Below are 26,280 nucleotides of genomic sequence, written 5' to 3'. Positions count from 1 at the left end.
CCGCTTGAACCTGCGGCTGTCCGGCACACATGCCACTTGTCCGTCATGCCACGCAGGAGTTCCCATGCCCGATGCCCTTGTTTCGTTCCGACGTCTTGCCGCCCTGTTGGCCGTCACCCTTGGCCTGGCCGGTGCGGCACAGGGCGAGGACAAGCTGACCACGTTCACGCTGGACAACGGGCTTGAGGTTGTCGTTCTGGAAGACCACCGCGCGCCGGTGGTGGTGCAGATGGTGTGGTATCGCACCGGCGCCGCCGATGAGCCGCCCGGCGCGTCCGGCATCGCGCATTATTTCGAACACCTGATGTTCAAGGGCACCGACACAATGGCGCCGGGCGAATTTTCCAAGGTCGTGGCGGCCAACGGCGGTTCGGACAATGCGTTCACCAGCCAGGATCAGACGGCGTATTACCAACGGGTCGCGGCGAACCGGCTGGGCCTGATGATGCAGATGGAAGCCGACCGGATGCGCAATCTGAAGCTGGACGGGACCGACATCCTGACCGAACGCCAGGTCGTTCTGGAAGAACGCAACCAGCGCACGGAAAGCGATCCGCAGGCGTTGTTCCGCGAACAGATGTCGGCGGCGCAGTTCCTGAATTCGCCCTACGGCATCCCCGTCATCGGCTGGAAGCACGAGATCGAGGCGCTGACGCTGGACAACGCGATGAAATTCTATCGCACCTATTATGCCCCGAACAACGCGATCCTGATCGTGGCGGGCGATGTCGATCCGGCCGAGGTGAAGGCGTTGGCCGAAACCCACTATGGCCCGCTTGAGCCGACCGAGGATCTGCCGGCGCGGATGCGCCCGCAGGAGCCGCCCCAGCGCGCCGAACGGCGCATGGTGTTGGAGGATCCGCGCGTGGCGCAACCCTATGTGATCCGCAGCTACCTGGCGCCCGAACGCGATCCGGGCGATCAGGAAACCGCCGCGGCGCTGGAATTGCTGGCGGCGGTTCTGGGCGGATCGGCGCAGACGTCCGAACTGGCGCGCAGGTTGCAGTTCGACACGCAGGAAGCGCTGTGGGTGACGGCGTTCTACAACGGCACGTCCTATGACGACACGACGTTCGGGCTGGCCATCGCACCCGCACCGGGCCAGACGCTGGAGCAGGCCGAGGCGGCGCTGGACCGGGAAATCGCCGCGTTCCTTGATCGCGGCGTGGACCCCGAACAGCTCGAGCGGATCAAGATGCAGCTGCGCGCCTCGCGGATCTATGCCCAGGATTCGGTGCAGGCGCGGGCGCGGGTCTATGGCGATGCCCTGACATCGGGCCTGACGCTGGAGGATGTGAAGGCCTGGCCCGATATCCTTCAGGCGGTGACCGGCGAAGACATCATCGCCGCCGGGCGCATGGTGTTCGACCGTGACAAGGCCGTGACCGGATGGCTGCGTGCGCCCTCCGACGACACCGACAAGGAGATCGTCCAATGATCCGTTTCGTCATTCCCGCCGCCGTGGCCCTGTTCGCGGCGCTGCCCCTGCGGGCCGAGATCGCCATCCAGGAAGTCACGTCGCCCGGCGGCATCACGGCCTGGCTGGTCGAGGAACATTCAATCCCGTTCACCGCGTTGCAGATCCGCTTCAAGGGCGGTCAGTCATTGGATCGCGACGGCAAGCGCGGCGCGGTCAACCTGATGACCGGCCTGATCGAGGAAGGCGCCGGCGATCTGGATGCGCAGGGTTTTGCCGCCGCGCGCGAACGGCTGGCGGCCTCCTATGGGTTCGACAGCTACAACGACGGCTTCTCGGTTTCGGCGCAGTTCCTGACCGAAAACCGGGCCGAGGCGGTCGAGCTGTTGCGCTCCGCGCTGATCGAACCGCGGTTCGATCAGGACGCCATCGACCGCGTGCGCGATCAGGTGTTGTCCAACATCCGCTCGGACGCGCAGGATCCCGGCGAACTGGGGCAGGCGGCGCTGCGCGGCCGGATCTTCGGCGATCACCCCTATGGCTCGGACGGCAGCGGCACCATCGAATCGGTGAACGCCCTGACGCGCGACGATATCGTGCAGGCGTGGAAGGATGTGCTGGTCAAGGAGCGGTTGTATGTCGCGGCCGTGGGCGACATCACGCCCGATGCGCTGGGCACCCTGCTGGACGACCTGTTGGGCGGGTTGCCCGAAACCGGCGCCGCTCTGCCGGGGCGCGCCCCTTATGATCTGGAGGCCGGGGTAACGGTCGTGCCGTTCGACACGCCGCAGTCGGTGATCCTGTTCGGCCATGAGGGGATCACTCGCGACGATCCGGATTTCTTCGCGGCCTATGTGGTCAACCAGATCTTCGGCGGCGGGAACTTTTCGTCCCGCCTGATGACGGAAGTGCGCGAAAAACGCGGACTGACCTATGGCATCGGCACCTACCTTGCACCCTATGAACACGCCGAACTGATCATGGGGCAGGCGGCCACGGCCAATGCCCGCGCTGCCGAAACCGTTCAGGTGGTGCGCGACGAATGGGCCCGTATCGCCAACGAGGGGATCACCGCGCAGGAGCTTGAGGATGCCAAGACCTATCTGACAGGCGCCTATCCCCTGCGTTTCGACGGCAATTCCACCATCGCCAGCCAGATGGTCGGTATGCAGATGGAAGACCTGCCCATCGACTATATCGCCACCCGCAACGACAAGGTGAACGCGGTCACGCTGGAAGAAGCCAACCGGGTGGCGAAACGGATCTATCGCCCCGAGGATCTGCATTTCGTGGTGGTCGGCCAGCCTGACGGATTGGTCGGCACCGCGGCTCAGTAACCGCGATCGATGCGGGTCAGGTCGGGCACATGCTGTCCGGCCTCGAACGCCTTGATGTTGTCGGCGATGACGCGGCCCCCCGAAGCGGGGTCGATCAGCGACGCGACATGGGGGGTGACCGTGACCTTCGGATGAGTCCAGAACGGATGGTCCCGCGGCAGGGGTTCGGTGGCGAACACGTCCAGCGTGGCGTGTGACAGGTGCCCCGACTCCAGCCCCGCCAGCAGATCGTCTTCGATCACGTGATCGCCCCGCGCGGCGTTGATGATGCTGGCCTCTTTCGGCAGTTTCCCGAGGGTGGCAGCGTTGAGGATCCCCCGCGTGTCGTCGGTCAGCGGCAGCAGACAGACCAGGATTTCACTGCGGCCCAGGAACTCGTCCAGCCGGTCTTGGGCGTATCCCGGCACACCGTCGGCGCCCGCACCGCTGCGCGACCATCCGGCCACGTCGAACCCCAGCGCGCGCAGGGTCTGCGCCGCCGCGCGCCCCAGGTGCCCCATGCCAAGGATGCCGACGCGCCGCCGGGTTGCGGGGGGAATCACCCGTTGGTCCCATTCGCGCCGGGCCTGCGCCGCCGCGACGGCCGGCTGTTCGCGGTGGTGGCGCAACACGTGCAGCGCGATGTATTCGCGCATCCGCTGGGTCATGTTGGGGCCGATCGTCTTGATCACCGGAACATGGGTCGGATACCGCGAATCCGCCGCCACATGGTCGATCCCGGCGCCGATAGACACCACCGCGCGCAGGTTCGGATATCCGGCGATCAGGCCGGTCGGCGGTTTCCACACCACGGCATAACGCACGGTTTCGGGATCGGTGATGTCATCGGTTCCCGCAACGCGAAAGCCGGGAAGATGGCGTTGCAACTCGTCCCGCCACGCGATCATCCGGTCGGGGCGGGGCATCGACAATGCAATGACGGGATCAGGCATGGGGCAGGCTCCGTTCCGGTCCGCTGGTCGGTTTGACCATGGCGCCCGGCCCGCTGGCCCCGCCCACGGGTTGTGACGGGTCGTTCAGGCCGGAAAACCGGCCGTTTTCCATCGCCACGCCCGACACGCAGGCATAGAGTTTCGGGAAGGTCAGGCGCTGGGCGATCTCCAGGACGTGTTCCCGGGCCAGCCGGTCCAGCACGGCGTGCCCCAGCATCGGATCGGCCCGCACCGATCCGCGGTCGGACGCATCCAGCCGGGGATGGTTCATCGCCTGTTCCAGCGTCATGCCGAAGTCCAGCATCAGCGCCGCCACCTGTGCCACGGCCGGCATGATGTGGTTGCCCCCGGATGCCCCCAGCGCAAAGATCGCGCCCCCGCCGCGGGTGGCGACAGTGGGGCACATGTTCGACGCGTTGATCCGCTTGCCCCCCGCCATGGTGGTGGGAAAGCCGGGGCGCGGGTCGAAATAGCTGACCGCGTTGTTCATCAGAAGGCCGGTGGCGGGCAGGGTGACGCCCGATCCGAACCGGTTCAGCAGGGTATGCGTCAGCGCCACCATGTTGCCTTGGTCATCGGCGGTCGACAGGTGCGACGTGCAGGCCCCCATTTCCGTGCCGCGCCCGATGCGCGCGTTGTGCGCCCGCCATGCGATGTTCATGGCATGGGCATAGGTTGCCCAGCTTTCGGGGTCGGGGCGCTGGGGTGGCTCGGCCATCGCGTCTGCCACGCCGCCCAGGAAATCGCGCAGGCGGGTGCCGCCGCTGTTGGTCCCCGGCGTGTGCAGCGTCGCGCCGCGGTGGGTGCCGGTTTCGGCCTCGGCCTCAAGCGCGGCATAGGCGTTCAGATCCCCCGCCCGAATGACCGAACCGCCGGCCGCCAGATCCCGCGCGAGCAGTTCCGCCAGTGCGCCCGCATAGAAGGCTTCGGCGCCACCGACGGCGAAACGATGCAGGGTCTCGGCGAGGTTCGGGATTTTCAATTCCGCCTCGGGCTGGATCGGCCGCCCGCCGGGCAGATAGATGGCCGCCGACACCGGATCCCTCTGCAACACCTCCATCGCCAGCGCACATTGCAACGTCGTGAACCAGTCCGCGGGCACCCCCCGTTCGGCCAGTTCGATGGCCGGCGCGGCGATATCGGCCATGGCCATCGTGCCCCAACGGCGCCGCGCGCGATCGAACCCTGCCGCCGCGCCCGGCACGGTGATCGACCGGTATCCTTCGACGTTGGCATTCCCTTGCACCGTGGGAAAGCCCATCAGCGTCATCGGCAGGTCCGCGTCCACCGGGTAATCCGCCGGATCGGTCGCGTCCGCCAGAACACCCTGAAAATCCAGCGTCATCGCCCGGCCTTCATCGGCCAGCCAGACGGTCATCACGCCGCTGCCGCCAAGGCCGCACATCCACGGCTCGACAACGCCAAGGGCCAGCGCCGCACCGATCGCGGCATCCACAGCGTTGCCGCCCCGGTGCAGCACGTCGGCCCCGGCGCGCGCCGCCAGATGATGCTGGGCCGCCACCATGCCGTCGGCGGCGGTGACGGCGGATTTGGTGACGCTCCAGTGTTCTGTCTCGACGCTCATCGCTATTCCTTTCGGGCTTGGGCGCATGGAGCGGCAAGCGGCGCGACGGGTCAAGCCATTGGCGCGTGGTTTTCGGGGCCACAGCGGTTTTTGCCCGCGCGAATCATATTTGTCCATGCTAAGGCTTGTGGCATGTCCACATCATCCCCCCAGATAAGCCAATCCCGACCGGTCATTCGTCAGCTTGACGATGCCGCGATCAACCGCATCGCGGCGGGCGAAGTCGTCGAACGCCCGGCTTCCGCGGTCAAGGAGTTGGTGGAAAACGCGCTGGACGCCGGGGCACGGCGGATCGAAGTCGCCTATGCGGACGGGGGCAAGACCCTGATCCGCGTCACCGACGATGGGTGCGGGATTGCGCCCGACGACCTTCCGCTGGCGATGTCGCGCCATGCCACGTCGAAGATCGACGGCACCGATCTGCTGAACATCCACACCTTCGGCTTTCGCGGCGAGGCGCTGCCGTCGCTGGGCGCGGTCGGGCGGTTGACGCTGACCTCGCGCGTGGCGGGCGAGGCGGGCGCCTGTCTGCGCGTCTCGGGCGGGCGTGTCGATCCGGTGCGCCCTGCGGCGATCAACGGCGGCACCATGGCCGAGCTGCGCGACCTGTTCCACGCCACGCCCGCGCGTCTGAAATTCATGTGCTCGGATCGGGCCGAGGCACAGGCGATCAGCGACATCGTGAAACGCCTTGCCATGGCCGAACCCTATGTCGGCTTCACCCTGCGCGACGTATCGGGCGGCGGCGAAGGGCGCGTGACCTTCCGCGCCGATGCCTGCGGCGGCGACCTGTTCGATGCGCTGCACCGTCGTCTGGCGGGGGTGATCGGCACCGATTTTGCCGACAACGCGCTGCGCATCGACGCCGAGCGTGAGGGGATCATGCTGACCGGATACGCGGCGCTGCCGACCTATTCGCGCGGATCGGCAGTCACGCAATACCTGTTCGTCAACGGGCGGCCCGTGCGTGACAAGCTGCTGTATGGGGCGTTGCGCGGCGCCTATGCCGATTTCCTGTCGCGCGACCGGCACCCGGCAGCGGCGTTGTTCCTGGAATGCGCGCCGCACCTGGTGGACGTCAACGTGCATCCGGCCAAGTCCGAAGTGCGGTTTCGCGATCCCGGCCTGGCGCGGGGTCTGATCGTGTCGGCCCTGCGCCATGCGCTGGCCGATGCGGGCCACCGCGCCTCGACCACCGTGGGCGCGGGTGTGCTGGGCGCCATGCGGCCGGAACCCGCAGGTGCGCCGCGCGTCTATCAGATGGACCGCCCGTCACCGGCGGCGTTGCGCGCATCCTTTGCCGCACAGGCGCCGGGTTTCGCCGAAGCCATGCCGATGGTGGGGCGCACCCCAGAGGTGGTGGACGAGCCTGCCGGCACGCAGGATTACCCGCTGGGCGCCGCGCGCGGTCAGGTGCACGAGAATTACATCATCGCCCAGACGGCGACGGGCATGGTCATCGTCGATCAGCACGCGGCGCACGAACGGCTGGTTTACGAGAAACTGAAACGCCAGATGGCTGAAAATACGGTGGCGGCGCAGGCGCTTCTGATCCCCGAGATCGTGGAGTTGAGCGAGGCCGATTGCGCCCGCCTGATGGATCTTGCGCCCGACCTGGCGCGGCTGGGGCTGGGCATCGAACCCTTCGGCAACGGGGCCGTGGCCGTGCGCGAAACCCCCGCGATCCTGGGCGAGGTGAACGCCAAGGCGATGCTGCGCGACATCCTGGACGAGCTGGACGATCTGGGCGAGAGCCAGTCGGTCAAGGAACGCATCGAGGCGGTGTTGAGCCGTGTGGCCTGTCACGGATCGATCCGGTCGGGCCGCCGGATGCGCCCCGAAGAGATGAACGCCCTGCTGCGCGAGATGGAGGCGACGCCCCACTCCGGTCAGTGCAACCACGGCCGTCCGACCTATGTCGAACTGGCGCTGGACGATATCGAGAAGCTGTTCGGCCGGCGGTGATCCGTCCGGGGGCGGGATGTCGGTGATTCGCGCCTGCGGGCCGGGCCCTTGTCCGCGGGCCGGCCGCTTGTCCGCGGCCCGTGTCGTTCGAACGCCGCGAATCATCTGCGGGGCAGGAATGTGACCGAACCCGGTGCCCCTTTGCCCGACACACCGGCGCCAAAGGGCACCGACAACCCGCAAGGCCATCGCCAATATCCATTGGCCGCACTCGGATGTGGTAAAGGTTTACTGGTCGGGCTGAGAGGATTCGAACCTCCGACCCCCTGCTCCCGAAGCAGGTGCGCTACCAGGCTGCGCTACAGCCCGACCGTGGGTGCGACTTACGGCGTCGGGCCGCGTTTGGCAAGGGCTTGATAGCCCGCTGGCGTGCGTTCTGCACGTTCCCGCAACATGGCGGCGATACGGGGGGCCGACCCGGTTTCGCGCGGCGACCGGTTGCGCAGCACCGGGGTGGTGCGTGATCGTCCCGATGTTTCGCGCAGGACGATATATAGACCGCTGGCGATGATGATCGCGGCGCCGACCCAGGTCAGAACGTCCGGCGTTTCGCCGAAGATGAAATAGCCGAAACCGGCCGCCCACAGGATCTGGGAGTAATGCATCGGCGCCACGACGGTCGCATCACCCCGCCGGTATGCCCAGATCATCACCAGGCCGGCGACAAAGCTGAACAGCGATATGATGCCGACCAGGCCGAGATCGGTCAGCGGCATGGGTTTGTAGACGAACGGCAGGATGCAGGCCATGATCACGAAACTCGCGATCAACGGATACAGCAACAGGACGACGCTGCGCTCCTCGCGCCCGATCTTGCGCACGACGACCGATGCCGTGGCGCTGCCCACGGCCGAGGTCAGCGCGGCCAGATGCCCCAGCGAGAACGACGATCCGCCCGGCCGCAGCACCACCATGACGCCGATCAGCCCGACGACGATGGCGGCCCAGCGATGGCCGCCGACCCTTTCACCCAGCACCGGAATCGACAGGACGGTGATGATCATCGGCGCGATGAACAGAATCGCATAGGTTTCCGCCAGCGGCAGCACGGAAAAGGCGTAGAAGCCGGAAAACCCGTTCAACACGATCGCGGTGGTGCGCAAGGCCGTCCACCACGGATGGACCGGGCGAAGGTGTCCTTCGGTCGGGTCGCGCATCAGCATGATGGTCGCCAGCGGAAAGCTGAACAGGACCGAAAAGAAGATAATCTGAAACGGCGCATAGGTCGCGCCGACGATCTTTACCACCACGTCGTGGGTGGCGAAGATGCCGAAGGCCAGCAGGGCAAGCAATGCGCCCTGCACGTTGGATCTGGCGGATTCGATCATGGGGGCTCCGTCCGGATCATGCGGGGTTGACCTTGGGCATCGTGTCCCGATGCCCGGATCGCAGGGGGCCGCGCGAACGGCCCCCCGCGCAGGATTACAGGCCGGCGTCCAGCGCGGCGATGATCGCCTGGCCCATTTCGGTCGTGGTGGCAGGGGTGCCGCCGCCCGATTGCATCAGGTCGGCCGTGCGCACGCCATCGGCCAGCACCTTTTCGACGGCGCGTTCCACGCGGGTCGCCTCGTCGCCGAGGTCGAAGGAATACCGCAGCGCCATGGCGAATGACAGGATGCAAGCGCAGGGGTTCGCCTTGCCGGTTCCTGCGATGTCGGGGGCCGATCCGTGGACGGGTTCATACAGCGCCTTGGGCCGGCCATTCTCCATCGGCTTGCCCAGCGACGCCGAGGGCAGCATGCCCAGCGATCCGGTCAGCATGGCGGCCAGATCCGACAGCAGGTCCCCGAACAGGTTGTCGGTCACGATGACGTCGAACTGCTTGGGCCAGCGGGTCAGCTGCATGGCGCCGGCGTCGGCATACATGTGCGACAGCTCGACATCCGGGTATTCCGCCTGGTGGATCTCGGTCACCACGTCGCGCCACAGCACGCCGGATTCCATCACGTTGGCCTTCTCCATCGAGCAGACCTTGTTGTTGCGCTTACGGGCCAGTTCAAAGGCCGAGCGGGCAACGCGCGCGATTTCGGATTCGGTATAACGCTGGGTGTTGACGCCGACCCGTTCGTTGCCTTCCTTGAAGACCCCGCGCGGTTCACCGAAATACACGCCCGACGTCAGTTCGCGGATGATGACGATATCAAGTCCCGCGACGATATCGCGTTTCAGCGACGAGAAATCCGCCAGCGCGTCGAAGCACTGGGCCGGGCGCAGGTTGGAATAGAGGTCCATTTCCTTGCGCAGGCGCAGCAACCCGCGTTCGGGTTTCACGCTGAAATCCAGGTTGTCGTATTGCGGCCCGCCCACGGCGCCCAGCAGGACGGCATCGACCTCCTGCGCCTTGGCCATCGTTTCGTCGGTCAGGGGCGTGCCGTGCTTGTCATAGGCGCAGCCGCCGACAAGGTCTTCGCTCACGTCGAAATGCAGATCCCGCTTTTCGCCGAACCAGTCGATGACGCGGCGGACCTCGGTCATGACCTCGGGGCCGATGCCGTCACCGGGCAGGATGAGGATGGAGGGGTTGGACATCGGGCGCTCCTTGCAAACAATCGGCATCGGCCTAGCCCGCAGGGGATGCCGCGTCAATATGCCCGTGCTGCCGGGTAGATCGGTTCCAGATCGATCCAGACCAGATGATGGCGCGTGGCTTCGGTCACGGCGGTCACATCGCTCAGCGGCCAGTCGACACCGGCGCCGAGGATGCGCCAGTCGGTGGAGGGCAGGATATAGTCGACCCGCCGGTTCCCCGGATCGCCGGGCGCGTCGCGCCAATCCGCGGTGTCGTGCGCCGGATCCCCACTGTGGCGAAGGTTCACGCCGCCCTGGGCCTTCGCCGCCGCGACGCCGCCGGGCGAGTCGGGGCGGGCATCCTGAAGCCGCGGGTGGGTCAGCAGGGCTTCCAGCGCCGCGCGCCGCCCCTCGCCGTCGACCGGGTCCAGGTTGGCGTCGCCCATCAGGATGAACGGCGCCTCGGGTGGGGCAAAGGGAAGATCGCCGTCGAGATAGCGCAGCCAGAACGCCGTTTCGTCATGGTTGCGCCGGCCGTTGCGATCCTCGGGGCCGTCGAACACCGGCGGCGTGGCGTGCCATGTCAGGATGTGGATGCGCCGCTGTCCGGGCAGATCAACGGCCACGTCCCAATGCGCCACCGATGACAGGCGTTGCAGGGCAAAGCGTTCGGCATCGGGAAACGGCGTGCCGTCGTCGTTCAAGGGCGGGATTGCGCCGGGCAGGTCGGCCCAGGGGAAATCGGTGAAATCCCGTGTCGCCGCCGCATCGATGGGAAAGCGCGACAGCACCGCCATGGCGCCCTGACCGGCGAACCGGCCATAGCCCTGGGCATCGCGCGCGCGGCCGCGCCGTCCGTCACCATCCATGTCGTGCCCGGTGGCCATGCCCGCGTTGGGGCGTGCGGCAAACCTGTGCGGCATGGGGTGACCGGCCGCCGCGATGCGGTCGGCCAGCGCGTTCAGCGCAAGACCGTCGAGATCCCAATCGACGTTCTGAAGCACCAGGATATCGGGGGCATTGCGCGTCACCGTCCGGACCACACGGGCGACGTCGGGCGCATCGCCGCGTTCCAGGTCGCGCAACAAAAGGCCGGGGCCCTTGCGATCAAGACCTGTATTGAACGTGGCGACGCGGATCGGCTCGGCCATCGCGATGTTGCACCAGGCGATTGCGATGCCCGCCGCGAGGGCTGCGACCGCCCTGCGCGTCACGCCGGCAGCATGCCCGCGCTGGTCACGGTCATGCTTTTACGCTTGTCGGCGATCATCGCGGCGATGCGCCCCATGGCGAGGCCGCGCATGACCAGCGACGCGGGCAGGAACGCCCAGGCCGCAACGGTCCAGATCAAGGTTTGCGGGTTTTCCAGCGAGACGGCGCCGAACAGCCCCGATGCCGCGCTGACGGCGGTGGGCATCATGAACGGCAAGGCCGCACCCAGGCCGATGTTGATCCGGGAATCGCGCCGCAGGCGCGAAACGACGTCGCCGCCGCTGGTCGGATCGAAGGTTGGCAGGTTGACCCAGACGTTGAAGCTGCCGTTGTGAAGCGGCCACTTGCGCAGGCGCAGGGTGACATAGAACACCACCAGCGCCAGGATTGAGATCAGATAGGCAAGGCCGGCCGAAGCGCGCAGCAGGGTCAGCTTCTGCATCGGCGCCTGTTCCGGCAACATCAGGACGGCCAGCCGGACCGGGCTGTAGGGAAAATCGATCAGGTCGCCGAACAACAGCCCGATCCCCTGCAGCAGTTGCGGCGTGCCGGTCGGATCGATGGTGACACGGGCCATGATCGAAAGGGTGGTCAGGGTGATGAACAGGCTGACAAAGCGCAGCCGGTTGAACGGCGGGGCGTCGCGAAATTCGAACAGGCAGGGATAGGCCGACGCGTATTCCGTGAACGTCAACGCGGCAGCGAACAGCCCCAGAAGCATGACGATCTGCGCCGTGTCCTGGGATGTGCCCGGCAAAAGCAATGCGGGCGTCACGATCAGCAAAAGGATCAGGACACCACGTATTGCCGCGCCGAAAAGCCGCGAAATCACTGCCATACTACCTCAACCCGGCTGGGCGCGATGCTGTGCCGCGCCCTGTTCCGTCGTGCCTGCGGTCATTGTGACCGGCTGCCTCATTCTTGCCCAAGTTTTGCCTACTTTCACTTCGTAGCTCAACGTCTTGGTTACCTTGATTAATGTTTCCGGTGTTTTCGTGGAGGAACTGGTGCGGGTTTGCATCAAATATTGAGCAAAAAAAGGGCGGCCCCAAAGGCCGCCCCATCATCTGGTGGTTGTTCGGTGTCCCCCCACAAGAGGGGCGCGGTTCAGACCCAGGGCCGCGAAGTTGCCGCCTGCGCCTCGAAGGTTTCGATGGCGGGGGCCTTTTCCAGCGTCAGGCCGATGTCGTCCAGACCGTTCATCAGGCAATGCTTGCGAAAGGCGTCGACCTCGAACGAAATCGTCTCGCCGTCCGACGTGGTGATCGTCTGCGCGTCCAGATCGACGGTCATGCGCGCGTTGGCGCCCTTTTCCGCGTCCTTCATCAGCACATCGACCTGCTCTTGCGGCAATACGACGGGCAGGATGCCGTTCTTGAAGCAGTTGTTGAAGAAGATGTCGGCAAAGCCCGGCGCGATCACGCAGCGAATGCCGAAATCCTTGATCGCCCAGGGGGCGTGTTCGCGCGACGATCCGCAGCCGAAGTTGTCGCCCGTCACCAGGATCTCGGCGTTGCGATAGGCCGGCTTGTTCAGCACGAAATCGGGGTTCTCCGATCCGTCGTCCAGATACCGCATCTCGTCGAACAGGTTCACGCCAAGGCCCGAGCGCTTGATCGTTTTCAGGAATTGCTTGGGGATGATCATGTCGGTGTCGATGTTGATCATGTCCATCGGCGCGGCAATGCCCGTCAGTTTCTCAAATTTTTCCATTGTCATCTCCGGTGCTGCGGACCGCTCAGCGGCGCGGCGGCGTGGTATTTGTTTTCATGAAGAAGGCCAGGATCGTCAGGCCGATGCCGTTGAACAGCAGCTCGATCCCCAGGAGGATCCCCAGAAGCGAGATCGAGGCGACGCCGAAGTTGGCGACGATATAACCGGCCAGCAGGGCCGATACCGCACCCGAGATCAGCATCGGCCAGAAATACCGTGTCTGCTTCATGCGGAATGCGAAAATCAGTCGGGTGATGCCGCTGGCAGCGATCAGGATGGTCACCAGCATGGCCAGCGATATGGTGCCCTCAAGCGGGTTGATGACGAAGGACAGCCCGATCAGGATCATCAGCAATCCCAGAACGATCGACAGCGTCTTGTGTCCCGCGCCCTCCTGAACCCAGCCCGCGGCGACCTGAAATCCGCCCGCGACCAGGAACAGGATGCCCGTCACCGTGGTCACCGCCAGCGATGCGGCGACCGCGTTGCCCAGGGCGAACAGGCCGAACACGATCGACAACACCCCCAGAATGAGCCATTTGAGCCAGTCTTTCATGGCGTTTCCTTCCACTTCTGATGACCGGAGGATGCGGTCACATCATTTCGCGAACGTCGGTCAGACGGCCGGTGACGGCGGCGGCGGCCGCCATGGCCGGGCTCATCAGGTGGGTGCGCCCGCCCTTGCCCTGCCGGCCTTCGAAGTTGCGGTTGGACGTGGCGGCACAGCGTTCGCCGGGCGCCAGTTGATCGGGGTTCATGGCCAGGCACATGGAACAGCCCGCCAAACGCCATTCGAACCCGGCGTCGATGAAGATCTGCGCCAGGCCTTCCTCTTCCGCCTGGGCACGGACCAGCCCCGAGCCGGGAACGACCATGGCGCGCAACCCGTCCTTGATCTTCTTGCCCTTCAGGATCGCGGCGGCGGCGCGCAGATCCTCGATCCGGCCGTTGGTGCAGGACCCGATGAACACGGTGTCGATGGGAACCTCGGCCAACGGTGTGCCCGCGGTCAGACCCATGTAATCGAGCGAGCGTCGCGCCGCGTCGACCTTGCCACCCTTAAAGTCGCTGGGCGCGGGCACGGATGCGGTGATCGGCAGCACGTCCTCGGGCGAGGTGCCCCAGGTGACGACCGGCGCGATGTCTTCGCCGCGGATCGTCACGACCTTGTCCCAATGGGCGTCTTCGTCCGAGAACAGGGTCTTCCACCAGGTCATCGCCGCTTCCCATTGCGCGCCCTTGGGCGCGTGGGGCCGGCCCTTGCAGTATTCGAAGGTCTTTTCGTCGGGCGCGATCAGGCCGGCGCGCGCGCCGCCTTCGATGGCCATGTTGCAGACGGTCATCCGCCCTTCCATCGACAGGTCGCGGATCGCTTCGCCGCAGTATTCGATCACATAGCCGGTGCCGCCGGCGGTGCCGGTCTTGCCGATCACCGAAAGGGTGATGTCCTTGGCGGTGACGCCCGGCGCCAACTTGCCGGTGATTTCCACCTTCATGTTCTTGCCCTTGCGCTGAATAAGCGTCTGGGTGGCCAGGACGTGTTCGACCTCGGACGTGCCGATGCCGTGGGCCAGTGCGCCGAACGCGCCGTGGGTGGCGGTGTGGCTGTCGCCGCAGACGACGGTCATGCCGGGCAGGGTCCAGCCCTGTTCGGGGCCGACGATATGCACGATGCCCTGGCGGACGTCGGACACGGGGTAGTAATGAATGCCGAAGTCCTTGGCGTTCTTGTCCAGCGCCTCGACCTGGATGCGGCTGTCTTCGGTCATGGTTGCCGCGTTGGCGCGGTCCAGCGTGGTGGGCACGTTGTGATCCGGCACGCCGATGGTCTTGTCCGGCGCATGCACCGTGCGTCCGGCCATGCGCAGCCCTTCGAAGGCCTGCGGGCTGGTGACCTCGTGAACCAGGTGGCGGTCGATATACAGAAGACAGGTGCCGTCATCGGCCTCGTGAACCAGGTGGGCATCCCAGATCTTGTCATAGAGCGTCTTGGGGGACATGCGGTCCTCTCCCTTGATGAAGTGTCGTCGTGAAAACCTTGCGGGACGGGCGGCGGCCGGCGCGGTCCCGCACCGCGCGTCAGCGCCGCGTCATAGTCGCGAGAAAACGCCCAGCGCCGCCCCGAAAAACCGCCAGGGCAGGCGCGCGCGGTCGTCCATGTCGAAGATGCGTCTCATGGCCAACGGAATATCGCGTCAGCGCCAGATGGGCAAGGGATCTCGGCCCGTCAGGGGCGCGGGGCGGCGGCCCGTTTCAGCCGGTCGTTGATCGCCCGTCCGATCCCGACATCGGGGATCGGCGAGACGGCGATACGCGCGGCCCCCTCGGCGTCGAGCGCGTGCAGCAGGCGGAACAGGTTTGCCGCGGCCTCGTGCAGATCGCCCGATTCAGACAGATGGAACGGCGCGATGACGGGGCCGAAGCCCAACAGCACCTCGCCGGGGTCCGGTGTGATCACGTCCAGCCGCAGGCTGGCTTTCGGCGCGTAATGCGACGCAAGCTGGCCTGGTGCGGTGATCTGGCCGGTCGGGGCGGGCGTGTCGGCCAGGGCGCCAAGGCAGGCGGCGATGGCTTCGGCGGGCAGGGCGCCGGGGCGCAGCAGCACGGGGTCGGGGGTGACGCCGACGATGGTGGATTCCACCCCAAGCGGGCAGGGTCCGCCATCGACCACCGCCGCGATCCGCCCCGACAGGCCCGCGATCACGTGGGTGGCGTCGGTCGGGCTGATCCGGCCTGACGGATTGGCCGAGGGCGCGGCGACCGGCACGCCGGCGGCGGCGATGATGCGGCGTGCCAGGTCACCCCCCGGCATCCGGATCGCCACGGTGTTCAGCCCCGCAGTGACCCCGGCCGCCAATCCGTGATCCGCCAACAGCGGCAGCACCATGGTCAGGGGGCCGGGCCAGAACGCGGCGGCCAGACGTTCGGCGGCGGGCGGAAATTCGGCGATGGCGCGGGCGGCATCGATGCTGTCGACATGCACGATCAGCGGGTTCGTCTGAGGCCGGCCCTTTGCGGTGAAGATAGCGGCCACTGCGTCGGGGTTCGTCGCATCGCCACCCAGCCCGTAAACCGTTTCGGTCGGAAAGGCGACCAGCGCACCGTCGCGCAACAGGCGGCCCGCACGCGCGATACCGGCATCGTCTGTCGTCAATGTGGCCGTGGTGATCTGCGACATGACACTTCTGACGCTGCGTTGGGGTTGCCGAACGCCGGGACCGGCTCCAGACTGTTGACCGATGCGGCTATAATCGCTGTTGACGGAAATGCCAAGCTCGGGCGTTCCGCGAACCAATTGGAGGATCTGATGCCCTATCGTGCTCCGGCCCGTGAATTCGCGTTCCTGTTCGATCACGTTGTCGGTCTGGCTGATGTCACGTCCACCGACATGTTCGCCGAGGCGACACCGGACGTGACCGAAGCGATCCTGACCGAAGCGGGAAGGATGTGCGAAACCGTACTGGCCCCCCTGCAACGTCCCGGCGATCAACAGGGCGCGGTTCTGGAAAACGGCGTCGTGCGGACATCGCCGGGCTTTGCCGAAGGCTACCGCGCAATTGCCGAGGGCGGCTGGATCGGAATGTCGGCGGCGCAGGATCATGGCGGCATGGGCTTGCCGATGACGGTGACGACCGCGGTGAACGAGATGATGTCGTCGGCCTGCCTGTCGCTGCAACTGAACCCGCTGATGACCCAGGGCCAGATCGAGGCGCTGGAACACCATGCGCCCGCCGAGATCCAGGCGCTGTACATCCCCAAGCTGATCTCGGGCGAGTGGTGCGGCACGATGAACCTGACCGAACCACAGGCCGGATCCGACGTCGGCGCGCTGCGCACCCGGGCCGAACCGAACGGCGACGGCACCTATGCCGTGACGGGGCAGAAGATCTATATCTCGTGGGGCGACAACGATTTCACCGAAAACGTGTGCCACCTGGTGCTGGCGCGTCTGCCCGATGCGGTGCCGGGGACCAAGGGGATTTCCCTGTTCATGGTGCCCAAGTTCATTCCCGACGACGCCGGAAATCCGGGCAGGCGCAACAGCCTGAGCGTCGTGTCGCTGGAACACAAGATGGGCCTGCACGGCTCGCCCACGGCGGTGATGCAATATGACGGCGCGACGGGATGGCTGATCGGGCCGGAACATGGCGGCATGGCGGCGATGTTCACGATGATGAACAACGCCCGTCTTGGCGTCGGCGTGCAGGGGATCGGCGTGGCCGAAGGCGCGTATCAGCACGCGCTGGCCTATGCGCTGGACCGCAAGCAGGGGCGCGCGGGCGGAACCGGCACCATCGTCGAACACGCCGACGTGCGCCGGATGCTGACGACGATGAAGGCCGAGACGCAGGCGGCGCGCTGCATCGCGCTGGCTTGTGCCGTGGCCATCGACATGGCGAAGGCGACGGATGACGCCGAGTGGAGCGCGCGCGCCGCGTTCCTGACCCCCATCGCCAAGGCGTTCGGCACCGACACCGGCATGGAGGTCGCGCAGATGGGCGTGCAGGTGCACGGTGGCATGGGCTTCATCGAGGAAACCGGCGCCGCCCAGTATTACCGCGACGTCCGCGTCACCGCGATCTATGAAGGCACCAACGGCATCCAGGCGATGGATCTGGTGGCACGCAAGATGGCCGACAGCGGCAATGCCGCCTTTGCCCTGATCGACGAGGTCGTGCGCGGCGCCGAAGCGGCCAAGGCCGACCATCCCGGTCTGGCACAGAACGTGTGGGACGCCGCCGAAACCCTGCGCGAGGCCACCGAATGGCTGATCGCGCAGGAAATGACCGACCGTTTCGCCGGGGCGGTGCCATACCTGCGGGCCTTTGCCCGGGTGCTGGGTGCCCATTACCACCTGAAGGGGGCGCTGGCGGGGGATGCAGCACGTGTCGCGCTGGCCGCCTTCTATATCCGTCGGATGCTGCCCGAACATATCGGGTTGCTGACCCAGGTCCGCGAGGGCGCTGACGGCCTGTTCGCGCTGGGCGTCGACGACCTCGCGGCGTGAGCGGGCCAGCCGGCCTGCGGTTTCCGTTCGCCGATCCGCCGGCATCCGGCGAAATGATCGAGGTGGCCGAGGGGATCCTCTGGGCGCGCCTGCCGCTGCCCATGGCGCTGGATCACGTCAATGTCTATGCGCTGGACGACGGCGATGGCTGGACGGTCATCGACACCGGGTTCGACAGCCGCAGGACGCGGGCGATCTGGGAAACGCTTCTGACCGGCCCGCTGCGGGGCAAGCCGGTGACGCAGGTCGTGATCACGCATCACCATCCCGACCACATCGGCCTTGCCGGGTGGTTTCAGTCGAAAGGCGCGGCGTTGGTGACGACCCGTACGGCTTGGTTGATGGCGCGGATGCTGACGCTGGACGAACAGGATGTCCCGGCGCCCGAAACCGTCGCGTTCTGGCGATCCGCCGGGATGGACGCCGACATCCTGGCCCAGCGGCAGGCGGAACGGCCGTTCAACTTTGCCGATGTCGTTGCACCGTTGCCTTTGGGGTTTAGCCGGATCGCCGAAGGATCGGTGCTGCGGATCGGCGGACGCGACTGGGACGTGCGGATCGGCAATGGCCATGCCCCCGAGCATGCGACCCTGTGGTCGCAGGACGGCGATCTGGTGATCGGTGGCGATCAGTTGCTGGCGACGATTTCCCCCAACCTCGGCGTCTATGCGACGGAACCCGAGGCCGATCCGGTGGCCGATTGGCTGGCGGCCTGCGTTCGGTTGTCGGATTTCGCCACCGATCGCCAGCTTGTCCTGCCGGGTCACAAGCTGCCGTTCACGGGATTGCCGCTGCGGCTGCGCCAGTTGATCGACAACCACCACGGCGCGCTGACGCGGCTTGAGGCGTTCCTGTCCACCCCCGCCACGGCCGCCGCCTGTTTCACCGTGCTGTTCAAGCGGAGCATCGGGCCGGGTGAATACGGTCTGGCCCTGGTCGAGGCGATGGCCCACTGCATGCACCTGTGGCACGCGGGGCGCGTCACGCGGCGAAGGCGGGCCGATGGCGCGTGGTTGTGGCAGGCGGTGCGCCAGGAACCGCCCCGAGGGCGGTCGCCTGCGGCGTGAGTATTTCCGGCAAGAAAAAGCCGGGCGGCGCGATTACCGGCGGCTGAAGCGGAACGTCGTTTGCTGGCGATAGGGCGTGTCGGGACGCAGCACGATCGAGGGGAACGCCGGGTTGTGCGGCGCATCGGGCCAGCCCTGCGGTTCGATCGCGATGCCGCAGCGCGCCCCGTACGGGTGACCGTGGATCGTAGGCGCCGGGCCGGTGTCGATCGGTGCCGCGTCGAAGATCTGCACGCCGGATTCGGTCGTGGCGATGTCGAGGGTGACGCCAGAGGTGCCGGTGAGGCGGACGGCATCACGCAGCGGGCCGCGCGCATCTGCAAGGCAGAAGTTCGTGTCGAGTTTCGGTGCGCCGGCCCGGGCGAGGGTGACGCCGGCGCGCATGTCCCAGGCGGTGCCGTCAACCGGCGCGATGGCGCCCGTGGGCAGGTTGTCGTCGGTGGTGGGCAGATACCTGTCGGCCATGATCCGCAGGACGTGCCCCTCCCACGTCGGCGTGCCGTCGAGGTTCCAATAGCCGTGGTGCGCCGGGTTCATCAGGGTGGTCGCGTCGGTCGTGGCCTCGATGGTCAGCGACAGTGTGCTGTCCGCCAGGGCATAGGTCGCGGTGAGCGACCGGTTGCCGGGAAAGCCGCCTTGGCCGGCGGCCTGATCGAGCGTCAGGGTGAGCGAAGTGGCGGTTTGACCGGCGACGGTCCAGATCGCGGCGTGGCTGCCGGTGGGGCCGCTGTGCAACGTGGTGGTGCCCTCGTTCCTGGCGAATTCCCATCTCTTGCCGTCGATGTCGCATTGACCGCCGGCGATCCGGTTCACAACGGGCGCGATGAGCGCGCCGAAATAGGCCGGATCGTTTTCGTAGGCGGCGATTTCGGCGAACCCGAGGGTCAGCGGATAGGGAATGCCCGCAAGGCGCAAATCCTGAAGGATCGCGCCATAGGTCAGAATACGGGCGGTCAGGGTACCGTTTTCCAGGGTGATGGAGTGAACGGGTTGACCGTCCTTCAGGATACCGAAGGGTGTCATGTCGTGGTCGGACCTGTGGTGGCCGGGGCGTGTACGCCGTGGCAACAGATTTCGGGGGCATGTCTGGTCATCGGGCGTCCGCGCCTTTGGCAGCTGTGGTGTTTCGAGTATTTGAAGCAAGAAAAAGTCAGAGCGTGATGCGGTGTTCCGGCTGGCCTCTTGCCGTCGTGGCGATCGCGAAGGTCTGGCCGGCGCAGGGGCCGTCGTCGCCCCTGGCGGCAGAGGTGATGTAGAGGGTCCCGTCGGGGGCCAGGGCGGGACAGGTCGTCTGGGCGGCGGGAACGTCGATCGCATGCAGGAAGCTGCCATCGGGGGCGTGACAGGCCACGCGGCCTGCGCCCCATTGGGCGATCCAGATGTTGCCGTCGGTGTCGATCACCGCGCCGTCCGGGTTCAGGGCGTCGGCCGTCAGGTCCACCGCGACCCGGGGATCGCCGGTGGGCCAGCCGTCGCTGTCGAGGGTGACGGACATGACCTTGCGCATCGCGGTGTCGGCGTAGCAGGCGGCGGCGCCGTCGGGGGGGAAGCAGATCGCGTTGGGGATCGAGATGCCCGCGAACAGACGGCGCAGCTCGCCCCTGTAAAAGCGATGGATCGCGCCGGCGCCGGGCGTCTCGTCCTTGGCCATGGTGCCGATCCAGAATCCGCCCTGGGGGTCGGCGCGCCCGTCGTTCGAGCGCGTGGTCTGGCTGTCGGCGTCCAGCGCGCAGAGTGCCGTGCTTTTGCCGCTGACAAGGTCGAAGCGTGACAGCGCGGTTTCGGATGCGATCAGCAGGGTGTCGCGGTCGATCCATCCGCCGGCCGAGACGTGTTCGTCGAACTGCCAATGGCGGGCGGCATCGCCATCGCGCGTCAGCAGGCGTTTGCCGATGATGTCGAACCAGAACAATTGTTCGCGTTCGGGGTGCCACAGGGGCCCCTCGCCCAAGGCGCACGGGGTGGGATCGAAGACCGCGATGCTCATGCCGCGGTCTTGTCGAAGGCGGCGACCATGGCGGCGGCGCGCTTGGCGATCTGATCCACCGTGACGCCGGGTTTGTAGAGGGCGGAGCCGATGCCGAAGCCCGTGGCGCCGGCTGCCGTCCATTCGGCGAAGTTCTCGGGGCCGACGCCGCCGACCATGTAAACCCCGGTCTCCGCCGGCAGGACGGCGCGCAGGGCCTTCAGCCCCTCGACCCCCATCTGCATCGCCGGGAACACCTTGACGCCGTTCGCCCCCGCCTTCAGCGCCGCGAAGCATTCGGACGGCGTGACGATGCCCGGAAAGCTCTGCATGTCCAGGGCGCGGGTGGCGCGGATCACCTCGGTGTCGCAGTTGGGTGATACCACCAGGCGGCCACCCGCCCGATAGACATGGGCGACCTGTTCGGCCGTCAGCACGGTTCCCGCGCCGATCAGCGCGCGGTCGCCGTGGGCTTCGACCATCTTTTCGATGCTGTCGAAGGGATCGGGCGAGTTCAGCGGCACCTCGATCCGGTCGATCCCGGCGTCGATCAGGGCGGCTGCGACATCCACCGCTTCGGCTGGGGTGATGCCGCGCAGGATGGCGATGAGGGGTCTGCTCATGGGGGTCAGTCCTTTGCGGGTTTGGTCAGGGCGCGGGCGGCGCATAATCCGGCGCGCGTCATGCCGTCGCCCTTGGTGCGGATTGCAGTGATGCCCTGTGCCGCCAGCGCCGTTTCGTAGAGCGCGCAGAGCCTGGGCGCGCCGATCAGAGCCACGTCACGGCCCAGCCAGTAGGGTTTGGTCGCGGCCAGTTCGATGCCGATCAGCAGGCCCGAGAGGCGGGCGCGCGCGGTTTCGTTGCCCATGCCGTGCAGCAACCCCTCGGCGCGGATGCCGAACAGGTGCGCCGCCAACGTTTCGGGGCGTGTCTGCGCCTCGGTGAGGGCGGTCGCGAAGGCGTCGTCGTCCCAGCCATCGGTGGTGGTCGAATGGCGTAGCACCGTGTGGCCGGCGATTGCGGCGAAGACGTCGCCGGTCATGGCGGTCTGGAAGCTGACGACTTCGGAGGCGCTGACGTGGGCCCATTTGGTGTGGGTGCCCGGCAGGCAGACCACGCCGTCGAATCGCGGGTTCAGCGACAGGAAGCCGGCGATCTGGGTTTCCTCGCCCCGCATCACGTCGGCCGGGTGATCCTGTTTCAGGCCGGGAATGATCGAGACCTGCAGCCGGGCATCGTCGGTCGGCACCGGCGTCAGATCGGCCGACAGCGCGGGGCAGGGCACGGCGGCATAGGCGGCTTCGATCCAGCCCTGGCGCGCCCCGGCCATGCCGCAGATGATGACCGGGGTCGTGCCGTCGCCCAGCCAGTCGCCGATCATGTCGAGCAGCACCGCTTCGTATTGCGAGGGATCGAGGCGGGCCATTCCCATGTCGGAGAGTGCTTCGGCCAGCACGGTGTTGGCACCGCCCATGGCCCAGGCGCGCGCGTTCGTGGTGCCCCAATCCACCGCGATCCAGTCGGCTTTCGTGGTGGTGCCGGTCATCCTGTCGTCACCACGCCCGCGTCGACCACCAGCGATTGACCGGTCATCATGCGCGAGGCGTCCGAGGCGAGAAACAGCACGGGTTCGCCGATGTCCTCGGGCGCCATGAAATCCTTGAGGCACTGGCGCGCCAGATGCGCGTCGAGTGTTTCCTGAACCACCACCTCGCGCTTCTGCCGTTCGGTCAGCACCCAGCCGGGCGCGATGGCATTGACGCGGATCCGGTCGGGGCCGAATTCGCGCGCGTGGCTGCGGGTCATGCCGTTGATGCCGGAATTGGCGGTGGTGTAGATCGGCATTTCGGCGTGCCCCATCATGTAGCTGATCGAGGAAAAGTTGACGATCGAACCGCCGCCCGCTTCGCGCATGCCCGGCACCACGGCCTGCACCGCGAAGAAATAAGCGCGCAGGTTGATGGCGATCATCGAATCCCAGAAGTCCTGGGTGACTTCGTCGGTGGTGTGCCGCTTGTCGTTGGCGGCGTTGTTCACCAGCACGCGAATCGCGCCATGGGTGCGGGCGGCGGCGTCGATGGCGGCCTTCAGCGCGCCGGTGTCGGTGATGTCGCACTGGCGGTGCCAGGGGCGGCGGCCGTGCTTTTCCTCCATCTCGTTCAGGAACGCGGTGGGGTCCGAGCGCTGCACGAAGGCGACGTTTGCGCCCTGTCCGAGGAAGGCGTCGGTGATCGCGGCGCCGATGCCGGATCCGCCGCCGGTTATGAAAACCGATGCGCCTTCGAGGTCGGGGAAACGTGCGGTCATGCCTGCTCTCCTTCGATGACCCGGATGGAAAGGGGAAACGTCCACGGCAGGGTCAGGCCGTGAATCTTCGGGTAACGTTCCGTCAGGGTCAAGGTGTCGGACGTCAGCGCCGGTTTGCCAAGGGATAATCGCGCGAAACAGGCGGGCTTTGTGTGCGCGCGCGGCCCTTGACGGCATCATGCCGGCGGGATGAGGTGTTGTGTCCGGTCGCGCTTTGGGTATGCACGCGCAGGGTGGCACGCGGTCGCATCAGGGAAGGGCCGACAATGGATGTGTTCGTGGTGAAGTCGGCCCTGTCGGCGGCGTCGCTGGAATTTCACCTCGCGGATGGCGACAGTTTCGTGATCGACATCTCGACACCCGCCGTGGGCGCGCGCAAAGCGGTCTATGAACGGTCGACGGCCGAAATCCACGCGATTGCACGCTATTTCTATCGTCTGGCCGTGGCACCGGTGCCTTGGGAGGGCGATATATGCTGGGTCTCGCTTGAAGGGGATTTCATGCTTGAGGCGGACTGCGACCAAGGTGGCGGCGTCCGCATCAAGGCCCTTCTGTTCGATACCGTGACGCCCGAGCCCTGGTCACTGGAAGTGGTTCTGAAGTGCGAGGCCGCCAGATTGCGGCGGATCGCGCGGGACGCGGCGGTGTTCTTCGATCGCGGGCCGGGCGCCTAGCCGAAGACGTGCTGCAACGCGACGTCCATGGTATCGGTGATGTGGTCGATATCGTCTTTCGTCGCGATCAGCGCGGGCGACAGGCACAGCGTGTTGTTGTAGCCGGGAAGCGACCGGTTGGTCATGCCGATGATCACGCCCCGGGCCATGCACTCGGCGACCACCGCGGCGACGCGTTTTTCCGCCATCGGTTCTTTGGTGTCGCGGTCGCTGACCAGTTCGGCACCACAGAACAGGCCCGCACCGCGCACATCGCCGATGACGGCGTGCTTTTCGGCCAGTGCGCGCAGGTTGTCCATCAGGCGTTCGCCCATGACCAGCGTATTGTCCAGCAACCCTTCTTCCTCGATGATCGCCATGTTTTCCAGCGCCGCGGCCGGGCCGGCCGTGCAGCCGCCGAAGGTCGAGATGTCGCGGAAATAGTTCATCGGATCGTCCGAATCGTCCTTGAACATCTCGAACACCGCCTCGGTCGTCACACAGCACGAAATCGCGGCATAGCCCGAGGCAACGCCCTTGGCCATGGTCACGAAATCGGGCTGGATGTCGTAATTCTGGTATCCGAACCATGCACCGGTGCGCCCGAGGCCGCAGACAACCTCGTCGATATGAAGCAGGATGTCGTATTTCCGACAGATCTGCTGCACCGTTTCCCAGTATCCGGGCGGGGGCGGGATGACACCGCCGCCGGCGGTCACGGGTTCAAGGCACAGGCCGCCCACGGTGTCGGGGCCTTCGCGCAGGATCACCTCTTCGATGGCCCGTGCCGCGCGCACGCCGTAAGCTTCGCCCGACAGATCGCCCCAGCCCTGTTCGTGGGCGCGGTATTCCAGGCAATGGGGCACCGGGACGAACGCCGGGGTCATCGGGCCGTATTGCGCGTTGCGCTCGGGCTGGCCGCCGGCCGACAGGCAGGCGATGGTGGTGCCGTGATAGTCACGCGCGCGATACAGGATCTTGTGCTTGCGCCCGCCATGGCGTTTCCACGCGATCTGGCGGATCATCTTGAACGCCTTCTCGTTCGCTTCGGACCCCGAGCTGGCGAAATAGACGCGCGACAGGCCGGGCATCTTTTCGATCAGGCGCTGCGACCACATGGCACCCGGAATCGACCCCGCCGAGCCGGCGAAATAGTTCAGCTTGATCAACTGGTCGCGCACGGCGTTGGCGATGCGTTCGCGGCCATAGCCGACGTTCACCGTCCAAACCCCGCCCGACACGGCATCCAGATGTTCGCGACCGTTGATATCCCAGACCTTGATCCCCTTGCCTTCGACGATGATCCGCGGATCGACGGTTTCGAACGGCTTGTGCTGGATCAGGTGGTGCCAGACATGGGCGCGGTCGGCTTCGATGACGCTGCGCGGATCGTTGGACTGGAAGGGCTTGTTCATCGGACGCTCCACCGTGGTGTCGGCGCGGATGGTGCGCGCGATCGGCTGTTCTTGCAAGCCCTGCCGATCAGCGGGCCATCACAGGATGGCCAGCCGGATCGCATAGGCCAGTGCCCCGACCGCGGCGACGCCCAGCAGCCAATAGGCCGCGAACCAGATCAGTTTGCGCCCCATGCCGGCCCCCTCAGTGATAGCCTTCGTCGGGGTCCATCTTGCCGCGGAACACCCAATACGCATAGGCCGTGTACATCAGGATCAGGGGGATCAGGACCATGGCACCGACCAGCACGAACCACAGGCTGCTGTCCGGCGCCGCCGCCTCCCAGATGGTCAGCGAGGGCGGCACGATGTTGGGATAGAAGCTGATACCGATTCCCACGAAGCTGAGCACGAAGATCGCCAGCGCCGACAGGAACGGCCAGCTGTCGTGGCCCGACTTCAAGCCCCAGAACATCACGAAGGCCGCACCGGCCACCAGCAGCGGCACGGCAAAGGTGAACACCATCGTCCAGTTGTTGAACCACCGGTTGAAATACTCGATGTCGATGAACGGGGTCCACAGGCTGACCGCGCCGATCAGCGCCAGTGTGACCACCGCCAGCGGCCAGGCCATGCGGCGGGCATGATTGTTGACCGCACCTTCGGTTTTCAGCAGCAACCATGTCGCGCCCAGCAAGGCATAGCCGACCACCACCGCCAGCCCCGTCAGCAGCGAAAACGGCGTCAGCCAATCCCAGTTGCCGCCGGCATAGGCGCGGTTCTCAACCTCGATCCCCTGCACCAGCGCGCCCAGCGCGATGCCCTGTGCCAGGGCCGCCACGGTCGAGCCACCGAAGAACGCCCAGTTCCAGAACCACTGGGCCCGCTTGGTGCGCCAGCGATATTCAAAGGCGACACCGCGAAAGATCAGCCCGATCAGCATGGCGATGATCGGCGCATAGAGCGCGGGCATCACCACCGCATAGGCCAGCGGGAAGACCGCGAACAACCCGCCGCCGCCCAGAACCAGCCATGTCTCGTTTCCGTCCCAGACGGGCGCGACGGTGTTCATCGCCAGATCCTTTTCGTGGTTTTCCTTCAGGAACGGAAACAGGATCCCGATCCCCAGGTCGAACCCGTCGAGGATGACATAGGCCAGCACCGCGAAGGCGATCAGGCCGGCCCAGATGAAGGCGAGGTCGAAGATCATGGTCGG

Annotated in this window: 24 protein-coding genes and 1 tRNA gene; 6 read left to right on the top strand and 19 right to left on the bottom strand. The window is 66.3% G+C overall.

Annotated elements, in window-relative coordinates:
- Positions 1–64: 64 nt before the first annotated feature.
- Both CFP68_RS14960 and CFP68_RS14955 read left to right on the top strand, forming a co-directional pair.
- Positions 65–1,438 carry a M16 family metallopeptidase gene (locus tag CFP68_RS14960; RefSeq protein ID WP_099827741.1) on the top strand — a complete coding sequence of 458 codons (1,374 nt, stop codon included), beginning with the start codon at positions 65–67 and terminating at the stop codon, positions 1,436–1,438.
- On the top strand, positions 1,435–2,754 hold the full coding sequence (locus CFP68_RS14955) for a M16 family metallopeptidase (protein ID WP_099827740.1): 1,320 nt from the start codon (positions 1,435–1,437) through the stop codon (positions 2,752–2,754). Before CFP68_RS14960 ends, CFP68_RS14955 begins: the two co-directional genes overlap by 4 nt.
- Here CFP68_RS14955 and CFP68_RS14950 read toward each other — a convergent pair.
- Together CFP68_RS14950 and CFP68_RS14945 are read right to left on the bottom strand one after the other, a co-directional pair.
- Complete coding sequence (locus CFP68_RS14950) at positions 2,748–3,686, bottom strand: 2-hydroxyacid dehydrogenase (RefSeq protein ID WP_099827739.1); 939 nt, start codon at positions 3,684–3,686, stop codon at positions 2,748–2,750. The genes CFP68_RS14955 and CFP68_RS14950 overlap by 7 nt on opposite strands.
- Complete coding sequence (locus CFP68_RS14945; protein WP_241524113.1) at positions 3,679–5,271, bottom strand: gamma-glutamyltransferase; 1,593 nt, start codon at positions 5,269–5,271, stop codon at positions 3,679–3,681. Before CFP68_RS14945 ends, CFP68_RS14950 begins: the two co-directional genes overlap by 8 nt.
- A 132-nt stretch (positions 5,272–5,403) precedes the next feature.
- On the opposite strand from CFP68_RS14945, the gene mutL reads away from it, so the two are divergent.
- Positions 5,404–7,236 (top strand): DNA mismatch repair endonuclease MutL, encoded by a 1,833-nt coding sequence (mutL, locus tag CFP68_RS14940; RefSeq protein WP_099827738.1) that lies wholly within the window; start codon positions 5,404–5,406, stop codon positions 7,234–7,236.
- Between the two features lie 232 nt (positions 7,237–7,468).
- Here the strand turns inward: mutL and CFP68_RS14935 are convergent.
- The 9 genes from CFP68_RS14935 to CFP68_RS14890 all read right to left on the bottom strand — a co-directional run bounded on the left by CFP68_RS14935 (position 7,469) and on the right by CFP68_RS14890 (position 15,847).
- Positions 7,469–7,545 (bottom strand) — tRNA-Pro (locus CFP68_RS14935).
- A gap of 14 nt (positions 7,546–7,559) precedes the next feature.
- Positions 7,560–8,564: a DMT family transporter gene (locus tag CFP68_RS14930; protein ID WP_099827737.1), complete on the bottom strand. Its 1,005-nt coding sequence runs from the start codon at positions 8,562–8,564 to the stop codon at positions 7,560–7,562.
- A 94-nt stretch (positions 8,565–8,658) separates the two neighbouring features.
- Entirely contained in the window at positions 8,659–9,765 is a 1,107-nt protein-coding gene (gene leuB / locus CFP68_RS14925) for a 3-isopropylmalate dehydrogenase (protein WP_099827858.1), read from the bottom strand.
- Positions 9,766–9,818: 53 nt separating this feature from the next.
- Positions 9,819–10,958 (bottom strand): endonuclease/exonuclease/phosphatase family protein, encoded by a 1,140-nt coding sequence (locus tag CFP68_RS14920; RefSeq protein WP_241524112.1) that lies wholly within the window; start codon positions 10,956–10,958, stop codon positions 9,819–9,821.
- Positions 10,955–11,794: a hypothetical protein gene (locus tag CFP68_RS14915; RefSeq protein WP_338152819.1), complete on the bottom strand. Its 840-nt coding sequence runs from the start codon at positions 11,792–11,794 to the stop codon at positions 10,955–10,957. The genes CFP68_RS14920 and CFP68_RS14915 overlap by 4 nt, the downstream gene beginning before the upstream one ends.
- Positions 11,795–12,063: 269 nt before the next feature.
- Entirely contained in the window at positions 12,064–12,669 is a 606-nt protein-coding gene (gene leuD / locus CFP68_RS14910) for a 3-isopropylmalate dehydratase small subunit (protein WP_099827736.1), read from the bottom strand.
- A gap of 25 nt (positions 12,670–12,694) precedes the next feature.
- The gene (locus tag CFP68_RS14905; protein WP_099827735.1) at positions 12,695–13,225 is read right to left on the bottom strand and encodes an HdeD family acid-resistance protein; all 531 of its coding nucleotides are present in this window, start codon (positions 13,223–13,225) and stop codon (positions 12,695–12,697) included.
- Positions 13,226–13,262: 37 nt separating this feature from the next.
- The gene (gene leuC / locus CFP68_RS14900; protein WP_099827734.1) at positions 13,263–14,669 is read right to left on the bottom strand and encodes a 3-isopropylmalate dehydratase large subunit; all 1,407 of its coding nucleotides are present in this window, start codon (positions 14,667–14,669) and stop codon (positions 13,263–13,265) included.
- Positions 14,670–14,896: 227 nt separating this feature from the next.
- Positions 14,897–15,847, bottom strand: a complete 951-nt coding sequence (locus CFP68_RS14890) for an L-threonylcarbamoyladenylate synthase (protein WP_099827732.1) — start codon at positions 15,845–15,847, stop codon at positions 14,897–14,899.
- A gap of 129 nt (positions 15,848–15,976) precedes the next feature.
- Between CFP68_RS14890 and CFP68_RS14885 the strand changes: the two genes are divergently transcribed.
- Both CFP68_RS14885 and CFP68_RS14880 read left to right on the top strand, forming a co-directional pair.
- On the top strand, positions 15,977–17,677 hold the full coding sequence (locus tag CFP68_RS14885) for an acyl-CoA dehydrogenase family protein (RefSeq protein ID WP_099827855.1): 1,701 nt from the start codon (positions 15,977–15,979) through the stop codon (positions 17,675–17,677).
- A gap of 53 nt (positions 17,678–17,730) precedes the next feature.
- Positions 17,731–18,744, top strand: coding sequence for an MBL fold metallo-hydrolase (locus CFP68_RS14880; protein WP_099827854.1), 1,014 nt, complete (start codon positions 17,731–17,733; stop codon positions 18,742–18,744).
- Positions 18,745–18,777: 33 nt separating this feature from the next.
- On the opposite strand, the gene CFP68_RS14875 is transcribed toward CFP68_RS14880, so the two are convergent.
- From CFP68_RS14875 to CFP68_RS14855, 5 genes are all read right to left on the bottom strand, one after another.
- Entirely contained in the window at positions 18,778–19,767 is a 990-nt protein-coding gene (locus CFP68_RS14875) for an aldose epimerase family protein (RefSeq protein WP_099827731.1), read from the bottom strand.
- Positions 19,768–19,894: 127 nt separating this feature from the next.
- Complete coding sequence (locus CFP68_RS14870) at positions 19,895–20,731, bottom strand: SMP-30/gluconolactonase/LRE family protein (protein ID WP_099827730.1); 837 nt, start codon at positions 20,729–20,731, stop codon at positions 19,895–19,897.
- Positions 20,728–21,333: a 2-dehydro-3-deoxy-6-phosphogalactonate aldolase gene (locus CFP68_RS14865; RefSeq protein WP_099827853.1), complete on the bottom strand. Its 606-nt coding sequence runs from the start codon at positions 21,331–21,333 to the stop codon at positions 20,728–20,730. The genes CFP68_RS14870 and CFP68_RS14865 overlap by 4 nt, the downstream gene beginning before the upstream one ends.
- Positions 21,334–21,338: 5 nt before the next feature.
- Positions 21,339–22,256: a 2-dehydro-3-deoxygalactonokinase gene (locus tag CFP68_RS14860; protein WP_099827729.1), complete on the bottom strand. Its 918-nt coding sequence runs from the start codon at positions 22,254–22,256 to the stop codon at positions 21,339–21,341.
- Positions 22,253–23,017, bottom strand: coding sequence for an SDR family NAD(P)-dependent oxidoreductase (locus tag CFP68_RS14855; protein ID WP_099827728.1), 765 nt, complete (start codon positions 23,015–23,017; stop codon positions 22,253–22,255). Before CFP68_RS14855 ends, CFP68_RS14860 begins: the two co-directional genes overlap by 4 nt.
- A 266-nt stretch (positions 23,018–23,283) precedes the next feature.
- Between CFP68_RS14855 and CFP68_RS14850 the strand changes: the two genes are divergently transcribed.
- On the top strand, positions 23,284–23,691 hold the full coding sequence (locus CFP68_RS14850) for a DUF6228 family protein (RefSeq protein WP_099827727.1): 408 nt from the start codon (positions 23,284–23,286) through the stop codon (positions 23,689–23,691).
- Here CFP68_RS14850 and CFP68_RS14845 read toward each other — a convergent pair.
- The 3 genes from CFP68_RS14845 to cydB all read right to left on the bottom strand — a co-directional run bounded on the left by CFP68_RS14845 (position 23,688) and on the right by cydB (position 26,274).
- Positions 23,688–25,085, bottom strand: a complete 1,398-nt coding sequence (locus tag CFP68_RS14845; protein WP_099827852.1) for an aminotransferase family protein — start codon at positions 25,083–25,085, stop codon at positions 23,688–23,690. The genes CFP68_RS14850 and CFP68_RS14845 overlap by 4 nt on opposite strands.
- Before the next feature lie 78 nt (positions 25,086–25,163).
- Positions 25,164–25,259, bottom strand: a complete 96-nt coding sequence (locus CFP68_RS14840; protein WP_206601921.1) for a DUF2474 domain-containing protein — start codon at positions 25,257–25,259, stop codon at positions 25,164–25,166.
- A 10-nt stretch (positions 25,260–25,269) separates the two neighbouring features.
- Positions 25,270–26,274, bottom strand: coding sequence for a cytochrome d ubiquinol oxidase subunit II (cydB, locus tag CFP68_RS14835; protein WP_099827726.1), 1,005 nt, complete (start codon positions 26,272–26,274; stop codon positions 25,270–25,272).
- Positions 26,275–26,280 lie beyond the last annotated feature (6 nt).

The organism is Oceaniglobus indicus (genome assembly GCF_002751875.1).
Taxonomy (GTDB): domain Bacteria; phylum Pseudomonadota; class Alphaproteobacteria; order Rhodobacterales; family Rhodobacteraceae; genus Oceaniglobus; species Oceaniglobus indicus.
This window is presented reverse-complemented; position numbering and strand designations above follow the sequence as displayed.

Excerpts from the sequence above, each read along its gene's own strand:
- CFP68_RS14880 (WP_099827854.1), top strand. The coding sequence starts at position 17,731 with ATGATCGAGGTGGCCGAGGGGATCCTCTGGGCGCGCCTGCCGCTGCCC.
- CFP68_RS14850 (WP_099827727.1), top strand. The coding sequence starts at position 23,284 with ATGGATGTGTTCGTGGTGAAGTCGGCCCTGTCGGCGGCGTCGCTGGAA.
- CFP68_RS14945 (WP_241524113.1), bottom strand. The coding sequence starts at position 5,271 with ATGAGCGTCGAGACAGAACACTGGAGCGTCACCAAATCCGCCGTCACC.
- cydB (WP_099827726.1), bottom strand. The coding sequence starts at position 26,274 with ATGATCTTCGACCTCGCCTTCATCTGGGCCGGCCTGATCGCCTTCGCG.
- CFP68_RS14840 (WP_206601921.1), bottom strand. The coding sequence starts at position 25,259 with ATGGGGCGCAAACTGATCTGGTTCGCGGCCTATTGGCTGCTGGGCGTC.
- leuC (WP_099827734.1), bottom strand. The coding sequence starts at position 14,669 with ATGTCCCCCAAGACGCTCTATGACAAGATCTGGGATGCCCACCTGGTT.
- CFP68_RS14915 (WP_338152819.1), bottom strand. The coding sequence starts at position 11,794 with ATGGCAGTGATTTCGCGGCTTTTCGGCGCGGCAATACGTGGTGTCCTG.
- CFP68_RS14930 (WP_099827737.1), bottom strand. The coding sequence starts at position 8,564 with ATGATCGAATCCGCCAGATCCAACGTGCAGGGCGCATTGCTTGCCCTG.
- CFP68_RS14890 (WP_099827732.1), bottom strand. The coding sequence starts at position 15,847 with ATGTCGCAGATCACCACGGCCACATTGACGACAGACGATGCCGGTATC.
- CFP68_RS14845 (WP_099827852.1), bottom strand. The coding sequence starts at position 25,085 with ATGAACAAGCCCTTCCAGTCCAACGATCCGCGCAGCGTCATCGAAGCC.
- mutL (WP_099827738.1), top strand. The coding sequence starts at position 5,404 with ATGTCCACATCATCCCCCCAGATAAGCCAATCCCGACCGGTCATTCGT.
- CFP68_RS14860 (WP_099827729.1), bottom strand. The coding sequence starts at position 22,256 with ATGACCGGCACCACCACGAAAGCCGACTGGATCGCGGTGGATTGGGGC.
- CFP68_RS14950 (WP_099827739.1), bottom strand. The coding sequence starts at position 3,686 with ATGCCTGATCCCGTCATTGCATTGTCGATGCCCCGCCCCGACCGGATG.
- CFP68_RS14855 (WP_099827728.1), bottom strand. The coding sequence starts at position 23,017 with ATGACCGCACGTTTCCCCGACCTCGAAGGCGCATCGGTTTTCATAACC.
- CFP68_RS14905 (WP_099827735.1), bottom strand. The coding sequence starts at position 13,225 with ATGAAAGACTGGCTCAAATGGCTCATTCTGGGGGTGTTGTCGATCGTG.
- CFP68_RS14885 (WP_099827855.1), top strand. The coding sequence starts at position 15,977 with ATGCCCTATCGTGCTCCGGCCCGTGAATTCGCGTTCCTGTTCGATCAC.
- CFP68_RS14960 (WP_099827741.1), top strand. The coding sequence starts at position 65 with ATGCCCGATGCCCTTGTTTCGTTCCGACGTCTTGCCGCCCTGTTGGCC.
- CFP68_RS14875 (WP_099827731.1), bottom strand. The coding sequence starts at position 19,767 with ATGACACCCTTCGGTATCCTGAAGGACGGTCAACCCGTTCACTCCATC.
- leuB (WP_099827858.1), bottom strand. The coding sequence starts at position 9,765 with ATGTCCAACCCCTCCATCCTCATCCTGCCCGGTGACGGCATCGGCCCC.
- CFP68_RS14955 (WP_099827740.1), top strand. The coding sequence starts at position 1,435 with ATGATCCGTTTCGTCATTCCCGCCGCCGTGGCCCTGTTCGCGGCGCTG.
- leuD (WP_099827736.1), bottom strand. The coding sequence starts at position 12,669 with ATGGAAAAATTTGAGAAACTGACGGGCATTGCCGCGCCGATGGACATG.
- CFP68_RS14865 (WP_099827853.1), bottom strand. The coding sequence starts at position 21,333 with ATGAGCAGACCCCTCATCGCCATCCTGCGCGGCATCACCCCAGCCGAA.
- CFP68_RS14870 (WP_099827730.1), bottom strand. The coding sequence starts at position 20,731 with ATGAGCATCGCGGTCTTCGATCCCACCCCGTGCGCCTTGGGCGAGGGG.